Source organism: Salinibacterium amurskyense (genome assembly GCF_002797685.1).
GTDB lineage: Bacteria > Actinomycetota > Actinomycetes > Actinomycetales > Microbacteriaceae > Rhodoglobus > Rhodoglobus amurskyensis.
The window spans coordinates 79,069-91,555 of record NZ_PGFH01000002.1 but is presented as its reverse complement, the minus strand read 5'-3'; the positions used below and the strand labels follow the sequence as shown (position 1 = coordinate 91,555).

Sequence of the window (12,487 nt, the reverse complement as noted above, 5' to 3'; positions counted from 1 at the left end):
TCAGTTCAACTCCTCAAGCGATTTGGTGCGACGGAAACTGATGATCGAGATACCCGCCACCAGAATGAAGATGATGATCGCGAAGGCACTCGCCAAGCCGTAATCTCGGTTGGCTCCCACGAAGGCAACCTTGTAGACCATCGAAATCAGGATGTCCGTGGCGCCAACATTCACCCCCGCGGAGACATCGCGCGGCCCACCATTGGTGAGCATGTAGATGAGGTTGAAGTTGTTGAAGTTGAACGCAAACGACGAGATCAACAGCGGTGCGACTGAGACCAACAGGAGTGGCAACTTCACGAATCTGAAGATCGCCCAGGGCTTCGCGCCATCCACCGTCGCCGCTTCTGTGAGCTCTTCGGGAATCGCCTGCAGCGCGCCCGTCGTCACCAAGAACATGTAGGGGAAGCCCAGCCACAGGTTCACGAACAGAACCGAGCCCTTGGCCAGCCACTCGTTCGTGAGCCAGGGAACTTCGGCCCCGCCCAAGAGCACCGTGTTGATAAAGCCGAACTCCTGGTTCATCATTCCGGCCCAGACGAGCGCCGAGAGAAAGCCCGGGAAGGCGTACGGCAAGATCATGATGATCCGGTAGTACTTGCGGCTCTTCATCCGCTTGTCGTTGAACACGATCGCCAAGAACAACCCGAGCGCGAAGGTCGTGAACACCGAAAGGAAGGCAAACGCGAACGTCCACACCGTCACGCTAATCAGCGGACCACGGATGGATTCCTCACTGAATGCGCGAATGAAGTTGTCGAAGCCGACATCAATTTTCCATCCCGGCAGCAGCTCTTGGCCGGCATCCGAAGTGAAGGCACCCGTGCCGATATCGGAGTAGACGGTGCCGGAGTTCGTGTCACGCATCGTGCCCGCGGCCTCGTCGTACTCGAGCGAGGAGGTGTAGAGGAAGGCGCTCGACCCGTCTGGGGTGCGCAGCATTCCGTCGTTGGGGTCGTCGGTGAGGGGCACGCTGATGGCGGCGATCTCGGTTTGCTTCGCGATGATGTCTTGGAAGCCGAGCGAGGTGTAGCCGTTGAGCCCGACGGCGACTCCGCCCTCAAGCTGCGCGTTACGCACGTCTTCAAGGGGGCGCTCATTGCCACCGATGCTCACGCTGCCATCGGGTTCGGTAACGAGGAAGGAGATTTCGCCCAGCTGCTCAAGCACCGTCAGCTTGTAGCTGGGTGAATCCTCGACTCGGTTTTGAGACGAGAGCAACAGCGCGTTGACCGCATCTTCTTTGGTGGAGTTGTGCCCCGTGCCGTAGTTCGTAAAGGCGATGTAGCCCGAGTAGAGCAACACGAAAATCTGGAAGATCGCGAGAAAGATCAAGCCGGGTGCCAGGTACTTGGCGGGCAGCTTGCCGCGGGAGAAGTAGATCCAGTTGACGAGCAACGTCACAGCGGCGACAAGGCCGGCGACAAGCCACGATTCGCTGCGCACGAGCACAAAGAGCGCGTAGATCGCGATGGCGTCGACGACACCGAGGCCGAGGATCTTTGCGGCGACGACTTTCCAGCCACCGGAGGCGGCATCCGCAATTCTGGTTGCTCGTTTGGAGCGGGCTGACTGCCGGAGGGGTCCGGGGTCAGTCTGAGGGGAAGTCGTCACGAGGGTTCTCCGTTGAAGACGTGGGGTTCGCTTGTACGGCGAGAAAGTAAAGGGGGAAGGAAGTGGCCGCCCGCTTGCAGACGGACGGCCACCGTGCGCTATCCAGCGATAGCGGTTTGAATGTCGCCCGACATCTTCTGCCAAAGCGAAGTGGGGTCACCACCGTTGATGATGGCGGCTTCGGTTACGCCCCAGAACTCCCACACGGCTCCCATGGCGGGAATCGAGGGCATGGGTACGGCGTTCTCACCGACGGTGCCGAAGCCGGCAACGATCGGGTCAGCGCTAGCCGCTTCGAAGGATGCCGTGAGCGCCGGTGCGCGACCGCCGACTTCAAAGAGTGCGGTCTGCACTTCTTCGCTGCCCATGTAGTTCACGATGAACTCGTTCGCGGCGAGCGCGTTCTCGCTCTTGGCGCTGACGAAGAAGCCCTGCACGCCTACGAAGGGCTGAGCGTCTTCTCCACCGGCGGAGGGGATGGGGTCGATCGCCACGTCGATGCCTGCTTCGACGGCGGCGGGAACGTTCCACGGTCCGGTCAGGTAGAAGGGTGCCTCGCCTGCGACGAACTTCTCTTTGGCAAGGTCGCCAGTGATGTTCGTGTTGAGCACTCCTGCTGCACCCTGTTCCGCGAGCCAGGCAGCGAACTCGTCGCCGCCAGCGTTGCCGATTTCGAGCGCTTCAGCGTCGTAGCTTCCGTCAGCATCGGTGCCGAATACGGGAGCACCGAACGACGTCTGGAAGGGGTAGAGGTGGTACGGGTCGGCCGCTTCAGGGTCGAGGCCGACCAAGAAGGGGTACTCGGTTCCGGCAGCTTCGCCCATCGTGACCATCTCGTCGAAGGTCGCGGGGGTGCTGGGAGCGAGGGCGGTGTTGCGCACGAGCGCAATGTTCTCGATCGAGTACGGGACGCCGTAGACCTGGCCTTCGTAGCTCATCGCCGTGACGCCTACTGCTTGGAAGTCGTCAGCCTTGTCGCCAAGCTCAACGGGAGCGACGACACCGTTAGTGACGAACGTGCCGAGCCAGTCGTGGGCGCCGATCACAATATCGGGTCCCTTGCCGGTGGGCACTTGAGCGACGAACTGGTCGCGAATGTCACCGAACTCTTTTTGAACGAGCTTGACCTCGACTCCGGTTTCAGCGGTGAAGTCGGCCGCGGCGTCTTTCAGCACACTTGCTCGGTCGGCGTCGACCCAGACGGTGAGCGAGCCACCGTTTCCTGCGGCGCTATCGGTCGTGTCGGATGCTGCTGTGCATCCGGTCAAAACGAGGGATGCAGTAACGGTGAGCGCGCCTACGGCCCACAGTCCTCTCTTGGTCACCTTCATTGGTGGCTGCCTTTCGTCAGTGAAAGCATTGCAAACTGCAAGCGCTTCCATGTATACCTCTTATAGACAGCATTCAGCAAGCACCTCTTCCGAAAGTTTCGGTTGTTTTGGAGGAAGAATTGGGGAGAACAATGTGGAAGCGCTTAGATTCCGACGTCAATCGCGATAGTGTGGCGGCTATGACTTCCGTGCTCCCGCACACCGAATGGTGGCGTTCCGCAGTGATTTATCAGATCTACCCGCGGTCATTCGCCGACGCGAACTGTGACGGGATGGGCGATTTGCTCGGCATCCGCGACCGCCTCTCGGAGCTCGCTGAACTAGGCATCGACGCCGTCTGGCTCTCGCCGTTCTACACCTCGCCGCAGAAGGATGCCGGCTACGACGTCGCGGATTACTGCGACGTTGATCCCCTCTTCGGCACGCTCGACGACTTCGACTCGATGACGAGTCGCGCCCACGAATTGGGACTGCGCGTGATCGTTGACCTCGTGCCCAATCACTCCTCGAGCGAGCATCCGTGGTTCCAAGAAGCACTTGCTGCGGGCCCCGGCAGCCCCGAGCGCGATCGCTACATGTTCCGCGATGGTCTCGGCGAAAATGGCGAGCTGCCGCCCAACAACTGGCAGTCGGTGTTCGGCGGCGACGCGTGGACCCGCACCACCAACCCCGATGGCACGCCCGGCCAGTGGTACCTGCACCTCTTCGACAGCACCCAGCCCGACTTCAACTGGGAGAACCGCTGGGTTCGCGATCAGTTCGGCGACGTGTTGCGCTTCTGGCTCGATCGCGGCGTTGACGGTTTCCGGGTGGATGTCGCCCACGGCATGATCAAGGCTGACGGCCTTCCCGACTGGACTGCCCCGCTCGCGGGCGGCAGCATGGGCGGCGCCGGCACGACGGATGCCGAGATCGCCGCAGCCCGCGCGCCCTTCTGGGCACAAGACGGCGTTCACGAGATTTACCGTGAGTGGCGCGAGATTCTCAATAGCTACGAGGGTGAGCGCATCCTTGCCGCTGAAGCGTGGGTCGACCCGCTCACCGACATGGCCAAGTGGGTGCGCCCCGACGAAATGCACCAGGCCTTCAACTTCCCTTACCTCGAGACCCCGTGGGCTGCCGGCCCGCTGCGCTCCGTGATCGACGCGTCGATTAGCGCGTTCTCCGCGGTCGAAGCCCCCAGCACGTGGGTTCTCTCTAACCACGATGTTGTGCGCCATGCGTCGCGTCTCGCGCTGACCGCCGAAAACCCGCAGGGTCACGGCATCGGGCCTCGCTCGGCCGGGCTGCCGATTCCTGAACTCGGCCTTCGCCGTGCTCGTGCCGCGAGCGCGCTCATGCTTGCCCTTCCGGGCAGCGCGTATATCTACCAGGGAGAGGAACTCGGGCTGCCCGAGGTTATCGACCTCCCCGACGAGGCCCGCCAAGACCCCACCTGGTTCCGCACCAACGGTGAACGGTACGGTCGCGACGGGTGCCGCGTGCCGATTCCCTGGGAGGCTGCTTCGCCCTCGTACGGTTTCGGACCCTCGGATGCCGCGTGGTTGCCGCAACCCGCCGAATGGGCAACTCTCGCCCGCGATGTTCAACGCCACGACGACACCTCTACGCTCTCGATGTACCGTCACGCTCTCGCCCTTCGCCGCGCTCACGAGCTGGCCAGCGGTGAGCTCGAATGGCTCGAATCTGGCTCCGAAACAGTACTCGCTTTCCGCAGCGGCGATGTCGCCGTCTACGCCAATACGGGCGATACCGCAGTGCCGCTGCCCGCCGGTGACGTGCTGCTGGCAAGCGGTCCCCTCACCGATTCCGAGCTACCCGCCGACACCACCGTGTGGCTTCGGGCCTGAACCAGTAGAGCACCGAATAGCCGGGACTGGATGCCGGTCGCTAGAATCAGCAGCGGCGAGACCGCTCTGAGCGGCATCCGATCTCGTTCGCATCCAATGGAGGGCAACTGATGGCAAGCATCGAAGACGTTGCCCAGCGCGCGGGAGTCTCCACGGCGACGGTGTCGCGAGCGCTCAGCGGAAATGGTCCGGTCTCAGCGGCATCCCGTCTCAAGGTCGCCGAAGCCGCGGCGGCACTCGATTACGTTGTCTCGTCGAGTGCGTCGAGTCTGGCATCCGGGCGCACGAAAAATGTCGGCCTCATGGTGCCGTATCTCACACGCTGGTTCTTCACCTCGGTTGTTGAAGGCGCCCAGCAGGCCCTGATGCGCCACGGCTATGACGTGACTCTCTACAACCTCTCGGGCAGCGTTGCCGAGCGCGAAACAGTGTTCGACGAGTTCTTGCAGCGCAAGCGCATCGACGGCATCATCACGGTGTCGCTGAAGCTCTCCCCCGGCGAGGTCGAGCGGCTGCATGCCCTCGACAGGCCCGCCGTCGGTGTCGGTGGACCAATTGATGGCGTGCGAACCCTCACGCTGGATGACGACGCGGTATCGAGCCTCGCCACCGCCCACTTACTGGCCCTTGGTCACACCAAGATCGCCCACATCGGTGGTTCAGAAGACTTCGACCTTGAATTTCACATCCCGACGAATCGTCGCCGCGGTTACGAAGCGGCTTTGCGCGAAGCCGGTATCGAGCCTCGACCCGAGTATTTCGCTACGGCCGACTTCACCATTCAGGGTGGGTACCACGCTGCCAAGCAGCTTCTCGGCAATCCTTTGCACCGCCCGACCGCCATCTTTGCGTCCTCCGACGAGATGGCTATCGGCTGCATCCTGGCTGCCCGAGATCTCGGTCTCGTCGTACCCCGCGACATCTCGATCATGGGTATCGACGGCCACGAACTTTCCGAGTTTTTCGGGCTCACGACGGTTTCGCAGTCCCCGCAAGCGCAGGGCGAGCACGCGGTCGACATACTGATGAGCCTTCTCGTGCCGGGCAAGCACCCGGAGATTCCCGAGAACTCCCCGATCGACTACGAACTCATCGTACGTTCGAGCACGAGTCGGCCTCCGGAGTAGCGGCCGCTTCCCGCCGCAGACAGGGCGCCGCAGGATGCTTGCGCTCTAGCCGCGCGGCTCCACAAGGCGTTTCGCTGCCTGACGCACCGAAGCACACCGAGCCTCTTCGCTTTCTGCGTACTCGGGGCATCCGATGGAGCGCAGTTCTGCCGGCGCGCGCTCCCAGTTGCTCGCGACCGCGAGCAAGAGAGCAAGCAGTTCTTCTGGCTTCCACGAGGAATCAACAACGCCGCGTTCTTGAGCGTCAGCGATCACCTCGAGTTTGTGACGGTAGCCCTCGACGCGCCCTTCAGAGAAGGAGCCGAGGGTGGCCGCGTCGTGCAGCCAGGCCCACATGGCGACGCGTTCGGCCGAGGGATCGTTGACGAAGTAGTTGTGCAGTCGCACGGTGTATTCCACGAGATCGGCGTCGATCGGCACCGCGTGGGCGAGGCGGTCGAGACCCGTTTGCATGACGTGGTCGAAGAGCGCGTCTTTGTCGCCGAACCAGGCGTAGATGCGTTCCTTGCTGGCTTTTGCCGTTTCTGCGATGCGGTTAATGCGCGCACCGGCAACGCCGTACTCGGCGAATTCAGCCGCAGCTGCCTCCAGTACGCGCTGTTTTGTTTCACGGCCGCGGAGTTGATCACGCGGCATTTCTGTTGAAACCACCAAACACCTCCAAATCGAACCTGTTGGTTTGACTTAGCCTACACGCCGACATAATGTCGAACCAATTGGTTTGGTAAAGAACCAACGTCTTCGGTAAGGAGCTTTTATGACAAACGTACTTATGGTCCTCTCGGCCGCATCGCACTGGACGCTCGCCGATGGAACCCAGCACCCCACCGGTGTCTGGGCAGAAGAATTCCTCGAGCCGTACCGCATCTTCACCGAGGCTGGCTGGAAGGTTCAACTCGCGAGCCCCGCCGGTGTCGCCCCCACTTTTGACGCCGTCAGCCTCAGCGAGGGTGGCGTCGGTTCCGCCGAGCGCGTCGCAGAATTCGAATCACGCATCGCCGACCTGCAGCCCGTGCTGCAGCATCCACTTCGCTTGGATGCCGTCAACGCCGGTGACTACGACGTGATCTTCTACCCGGGTGGCCACGGCCCCATGGAAGACCTTGCGGTCGACGATGACTCCGGCCAGCTGATCGTGGAGGCCGTGAAGTCCAACACGACTCTCGGTGTGCTCTGCCACGCCCCCGCCGCCTTGCTCGCCGCCAACGATAAGAAGACCGGCGACTGGGTACTCAAGGGGCGCAAGATGACCGGCTTTGCCAACAGCGAAGAAGAAATCGGCGGCCTCGCCGACAAGGCCAAGTGGCTCGTCGAAACCCGCCTAGTTGAACTCGGTGCGGAATATTCGAAGGCCCCTGAGCCGTTCGCCTCCTACGTGGTTGTCGATGGTCAGCTCTACACCGGCCAGAACCCCGCGTCGTCTGTCGCGGTCGCTGAGCGCATCGTCGCTGACAAGTCGTAACGCCCCCCACTCTTTTCACTCTCACCACTTTTACAATTTCAAGGAGCATCACATGACCACCAGCATCCAATGGCAGCTCGCCTCTCGCCCCACGGGTGAGCCCACCACCGAAAACGTCGTCAAGGTCGAGATCGACCTTCCCGAGCTCGCTGAGGGCGAAGTTCGCGTTCGCAACTCGTTCCTCTCCGTCGACCCCTACATGCGTGGTCGCATGAACGAGGGCCGCTCGTACGTCGCTCCTTACAACCTCGGCGAGACCATGACCGGTGCCGCTGTTGGTGAAGTTATCGAGTCCACCGTCGAGGCCCTGCCCGTCGGTACGCTCGTTCAGCACCAACTCGGATGGCGCGACATTTCGCAGGGCCCCGCCGAGCAGTTCACGGCTCTGCCCAACGTTCCCGGCGTCTCGCCCTCCCTCTTCCTGAGCGTTCTCGGCCTCACCGGAATCACGGCCTGGACCGGCCTCACGCAGATCGCCCAGATCAAGGAAGGCGACACCGTCTTCGTTTCCGGTGCAGCCGGCGGAGTCGGAACCATGGTGGGCCAGATTGCTCGCCAGCTCGGCGCCGCGCGCGTCGTGGGTAGCGCAGGAACTGCCGAGAAGGTTGAACTTCTCACGAGCAAGTACGGCTACGACGCCGCGTTCAACTACAAGGATGGCGACATCGACGGCCAGCTCGCCGCCGCCGCACCCGACGGAATCGATGTCTACTTCGACAACGTCGGAGGCGACCACCTCTCCGCTGCGCTCGGCGCCTTCAACGATGGTGGCCGCGCCGCCATCTGCGGTGTCATGTCACTGATCAACGCCAAGGACAACGGCATCAAGAACAGCGCCAACATTGTCACCCGCGGCCTCACCATCAAGGGCTTCACGATGGGTGCCTACTTCCACCTCGCACCTCAGTTCGCTGAAGCAATGCAGGGATGGCTCGGCGCCGGCAAGATCGCTTACGACGAGACCATCACCGATGGCATCGACAACGCTCTGGATGCCTTCAACGGCCTCATGAAGGGCGCGAACGTCGGCAAGGCACTCGTTCGCATCTAGTCCCGTGTGGCTGCCGACCCGAACGGCGCACACTCTTCGCACTCCGGTGCGAACAAGAAATGCCCCGCAGCATCAGCTGCGGGGCATTTCGTATCTAACGCGTAAGTTAGGCCGTCCGTCGGCGCAGTACGATTCCTGCCGCGAGCAGAAGTGCCGAAAGTACACCGATCGGCAGAAGGGGAGCTGAACTGCCCGTTTCCGCGAGCATCGGCTCAGTATCCGCAGCAGCGACCGCAGCCCACCCAGCGAACAGTGCGGTGTTGGCCGTGATCGGCGTGGAGAAATCGGCGAGCGTCGACAGTGCAGCATCCGTGTACCAGCCAGAGAACGTGTAGCCGGATGCCGTGGGCTCAGCTGGGGCGGCAATGACGGTGCGGAACACTGCTTCTTTCGGTGCGATCGCGGCTCCACGGCCCGAGAGGTCAAACGTCACGACGGGGTTCGGCACGGCGTTGTAGCCCTGCCATGTGGGGGTGGTGAATCCTGCTGCGGCTGCAGGATCAGCGAACACACTGGAGTAGTGCACAACGATCGACGGTGATCCGCCCAAGGAGCCATCCGAACCTGCGGCAACGAATGCGGCGGGAGCGGCTCCGAGGAATACAACATCGGCCAGCGAACCATTGTCCGCAAATACCCGGCGCTCGATGTCTGTAACGGATGCCGGGATGGTAACGGTGGTGAGCTGGTTCTCGTAGAACGCATACTGCTTGATGTCGACAACGGAAGCGCCCAACGTCACCGACGTGAGGGAATTGTCACTGAACGCATACCTTTGGATCGTGGTGACAGAATCCGGAATCACCACCGTCTCGAGATCGTTGCCCTCAAACGCGTACTCTCCGATCGTTTCTACCGAATTGCCGATAGTCACGGTTGTCATTCCGTTGTAGTTGAAGGCCGAATTGCCGATAGACGTCACCGAGTTGGGGATCACTGCAGAATCTAAGTGGTTGGCTTCAAACGCGGAGTTGCCGATGACTTTTACACTGCTCGGAATAACGACCGACGTGAGCCCTTCATCCCTCATCGCGGTGTTGCCAATCGCAACCACGGGGTACGTCTCGCCCGCAAACGTGACTGACGAAGGGATTACGGCGTCGGTGCCGCCGCTTGCGGCTGTGGGATTGTAGGCGGTGACGGTTGCACCAGCGTCAGGGTCAAAGTCGTCGCCAGAAAATGTCATCCCGTCCTGAGTGAACAAGACCGGGAACGCGTAGGCCGGGGTCGCGGTGATAGCGGAACCAGCCGCAACCAGAGCAGACGCGACAAGAACTGCGGCGATTCGCCCCATCCTGTTCGCGGGCCGGTGGGCCATCGGCACGGGGCTAGAGGCAGCACTATTCATCATCAGATCCACAATCGGTTCGAGTCACACACCGGCGTTCGTAACATCCGGCGCAGAGCGTGAGTAGAACCGACCCGGCTAACCCTATTGGCCCAGCGCGGTCAGCGTCGTTTCGTGGCCAAGTGGTCTAGCGCGCTTGCGGATGCTCCGCCCCTCAACTCGTGAGTGCCGGGATGATCGCCCCCGAGAACACCTGCCAAGCAAGTGCAGTCTTCGCGACCAGGCTGAGCGTGATGTACGTGCGCTCCCCCTGCAAGTAACTCTTCCACTTACCGACTTGCTTGTATTGCAGCCACTGGTTGAGCGCGAACGTGTTGAAGAACACGAAGAGCGAAATCACGATGCCGACAACAAAGCTCGGGGCGGCAACTTCGTTCGCGCTTCCCGGGCGCAAGAAGTAAATGAGAATGAGAATCCACGGCACGACGCCGACCATCGATCCGAAAATGAAGGGCAGCATTCCGCCCGATCCTGGCTTCTCGTACTTTTCTTGTAGCGCGCCGAACAGAATCATCGCGGCGTTGACGGCGAAGACCGCGAAGAGTGCGGCGATATCGGTGACGCCGTTGATCGCGAGGATCAGCCAGATCATGATCGAGGAGCTGAGCGAGTACTCCGTCCAACGGAAGTAGTTACGACTCTCGAGAAGGCCGTTCTTGTAGCGCCCGAAGAACCACGGGCTCGAAACCAGAAAGTGAAAGAGCGCACTGAGCGCGAGGAAAGCCACAACACCGACGCCGATATTGACCTCGAAAACGGTCACCCGCTCAGGCGGAATGGGCGCCCCGGGAGGGCCCGCGAGGTAGTCCGCCGTGACGGCGAAGAGAACTTGAGTGCTGAGCATCGTGAGCACGATCGCGAATCCGATCGCCTGCAGCAGGTGCAGACTGCCCGCCACGACGTTGTAGATCCGTAGCCGATCTACTTGTTGTTCTGGAGAATAGGTCTTCTTTGACACGGGATATTCCCTTCGGCGGTGGGTGCCACGTTAGCACCGGCCTGTGAACCTGACGCTCTCCGGTGCCGACGGTCTACGGCGCCACTACGGCCAGCGGCCCATTCCTGCCGACGAAGACGGTGCGATCGGCTGTGCCCGGCAGCGGATGCAGCTTGAGCTTGTGAGCGAGCGCCACCGAGGCTGCGTTGGCCGGGTGCACCACCGCCACCAGCAGCAGAGCGTGGATGTGGGCTCGCGCGTAAGCGAGGAGAGGGCGCATCGCCTCGTACCCAATGCCTTGGCCTTGATGCGCGGGGTGAACAATCCAGCTCACCTCAAGACATCGTGTCATCGCCGTGAGGGAGCGCAATTGCAGGCTGACCTCGCCCACCAGTTCACCGTCACGCTCGATTGCCACGGCGAGTACGTCATCCACCCGGTGCAGTTGAGTCTGCCGCGTTCGTCGCTTCAGTTGCCGCAGCGCTGAGCGGCGAGTGCGTTGTGGCCACGCGGTGTATTCGCTCACTTGGGGGTTCGATTGCATCTCGTGCCACCGCTCGGCGTCCGCCATGCGGTGCGGGCGAAGCAGCAGGCGCTCGGTGTGCATGATCGGCACGCACAACGACAGTTCCAGGGTGGGCTGAGCGTCGTATCTGGGCATGAATTTACCGAACCGCTGTATCCGTCGAGTGCGTGTTTCTTCGTATTCACTGAATACTGACACAGCGACTGACACGAACTTGTCGCGGGGATTCCGGTTCTGTAAACAGGACGTAAATTACGGCGGATGCCGTTGGGCACGATTCAGCTAAGAATCGTGCGGGAGAGATTACTCTCGAAGGCTGCCCGCTACGAATGACAGTTCGTCGCCATCGCGGGACATCGCGCGGAACCCGAGGCGCTTCGCCAGAGCAATGGACGCTTGGTTGCTTTGGTCGATCACGGCAACGAGCCACTGAATCTTTGCCTCGTTGAAAGCAAACTCCATCATGGCCTCCGCCGCTTCGCGAGCGTAGCCCTGGCCGTAGGCATCCGGATGCAAGATCCAGCTGATCTCTGCGGTGCGGCTCGAGAGCGAGACGGAGCGAAGGTGGAGCGACACATCGCCAAGGAGTTGACCGTCCCGCTCAATTGCGAGCGCGAGGAAGTCGTTGGCCTGCAACAGTTTCACGTGCTTGGTGCGGTGAAGCAGGTGGGCATAGGACTCGGAGCGTGACCGTTCGGGCCACGAAGTGAACTTGTGAACATCGGGCGACGACTGGATTTCATACCAGCGTGCAGCGTCTTCGATGCGATGTGGGCGCAGAGTGAGACGGTCGGTGGCCAGCGTGGGCGCGTTGACAACTCGGTCCATTGAGGGACCGCGCACGAAGCGTGGGCGAAGGCTCAGCTTCATCAAGCGTTTTCCTCATTCAGTCGAAGGACGGGAGATCGTCGCGGGACCCTGCGGTATACCAATCGCGAGTCCATTTCGATAGAAAACCACAGTTTTCTATGAAACAACCAAGAGAACGCAGGACATCTGCTGGTGCGTCAAGTTCGTTGTTCGAAGTTGGCAGGTCTGCCAGAAACGACGCGCGACTCGACGGCGCGCATCGCGTGAGCATGAACGAGGGCGTCAGCCACCACACACGCGCACTGCCACTGGCGGCAAAGAAGGGACATCAGAATCCCGGAACAACAAACTGTAGCTGAGGCGGGATTCGAACCCGCGACCTCACGATTATGAGTCGTGCGCTCTCACCAACTGAGCTACTCAGCCACGTC

Annotated in this window: 11 protein-coding genes and 1 tRNA gene; 4 read left to right on the top strand and 8 right to left on the bottom strand. The window is 61.5% G+C overall.

Features of this window, described 5'->3' with window-relative positions:
- Both CLV85_RS09575 and CLV85_RS09570 read right to left on the bottom strand, forming a co-directional pair.
- A complete protein-coding gene (locus CLV85_RS09575; RefSeq protein ID WP_100389413.1) occupies positions 1-1,614 on the bottom strand; it encodes an ABC transporter permease subunit in 1,614 nt (537 codons plus the stop codon).
- A gap of 98 nt (positions 1,615-1,712) precedes the next feature.
- Positions 1,713-2,945 (bottom strand): sugar ABC transporter substrate-binding protein, encoded by a 1,233-nt coding sequence (locus CLV85_RS09570; RefSeq protein ID WP_100389412.1) that lies wholly within the window; start codon positions 2,943-2,945, stop codon positions 1,713-1,715.
- Between the two features lie 179 nt (positions 2,946-3,124).
- Here CLV85_RS09570 and CLV85_RS09565 point away from each other — a divergent pair, with 179 nt between their 5' ends.
- Entirely contained in the window at positions 3,125-4,795 is a 1,671-nt protein-coding gene (locus tag CLV85_RS09565) for a glycoside hydrolase family 13 protein (protein WP_100389867.1), read from the top strand.
- A 110-nt stretch (positions 4,796-4,905) separates the two neighbouring features.
- On the top strand, positions 4,906-5,922 hold the full coding sequence (locus tag CLV85_RS09560; protein ID WP_100389411.1) for a LacI family DNA-binding transcriptional regulator: 1,017 nt from the start codon (positions 4,906-4,908) through the stop codon (positions 5,920-5,922).
- Between the two features lie 45 nt (positions 5,923-5,967).
- Here CLV85_RS09560 and CLV85_RS09555 read toward each other — a convergent pair whose 3' ends face one another.
- Complete coding sequence (locus CLV85_RS09555; RefSeq protein WP_100389410.1) at positions 5,968-6,573, bottom strand: TetR/AcrR family transcriptional regulator; 606 nt, start codon at positions 6,571-6,573, stop codon at positions 5,968-5,970.
- A gap of 106 nt (positions 6,574-6,679) precedes the next feature.
- Between CLV85_RS09555 and CLV85_RS09550 the strand changes: the two genes are divergently transcribed.
- Positions 6,680-7,384: a type 1 glutamine amidotransferase domain-containing protein gene (locus CLV85_RS09550; protein WP_100389409.1), complete on the top strand. Its 705-nt coding sequence runs from the start codon at positions 6,680-6,682 to the stop codon at positions 7,382-7,384.
- Positions 7,385-7,436: 52 nt separating this feature from the next.
- The gene (locus tag CLV85_RS09545; protein ID WP_100389408.1) at positions 7,437-8,435 is read left to right on the top strand and encodes an NADP-dependent oxidoreductase; all 999 of its coding nucleotides are present in this window, start codon (positions 7,437-7,439) and stop codon (positions 8,433-8,435) included.
- A 106-nt stretch (positions 8,436-8,541) separates the two neighbouring features.
- Here the strand turns inward: CLV85_RS09545 and CLV85_RS09540 are convergent, their stop codons facing one another.
- From CLV85_RS09540 to CLV85_RS09520, 5 genes are all read right to left on the bottom strand, one after another.
- Complete coding sequence (locus CLV85_RS09540; RefSeq protein WP_169925812.1) at positions 8,542-9,783, bottom strand: leucine-rich repeat protein; 1,242 nt, start codon at positions 9,781-9,783, stop codon at positions 8,542-8,544.
- Positions 9,784-9,937: 154 nt separating this feature from the next.
- Positions 9,938-10,741, bottom strand: coding sequence for a heliorhodopsin HeR (gene heR, locus CLV85_RS09535; protein ID WP_100389406.1), 804 nt, complete (start codon positions 10,739-10,741; stop codon positions 9,938-9,940).
- 73 nt (positions 10,742-10,814) lie between these two features.
- The gene (locus tag CLV85_RS09530) at positions 10,815-11,381 is read right to left on the bottom strand and encodes a GNAT family N-acetyltransferase (protein WP_100389405.1); all 567 of its coding nucleotides are present in this window, start codon (positions 11,379-11,381) and stop codon (positions 10,815-10,817) included.
- Between the two features lie 168 nt (positions 11,382-11,549).
- Positions 11,550-12,074 carry a GNAT family N-acetyltransferase gene (locus CLV85_RS09525; RefSeq protein WP_211283032.1) on the bottom strand — a complete coding sequence of 175 codons (525 nt, stop codon included), beginning with the start codon at positions 12,072-12,074 and terminating at the stop codon, positions 11,550-11,552.
- 334 nt (positions 12,075-12,408) lie between these two features.
- A tRNA-Met gene (locus CLV85_RS09520) sits at positions 12,409-12,482 on the bottom strand.
- Positions 12,483-12,487: the final 5 nt, after the last annotated feature.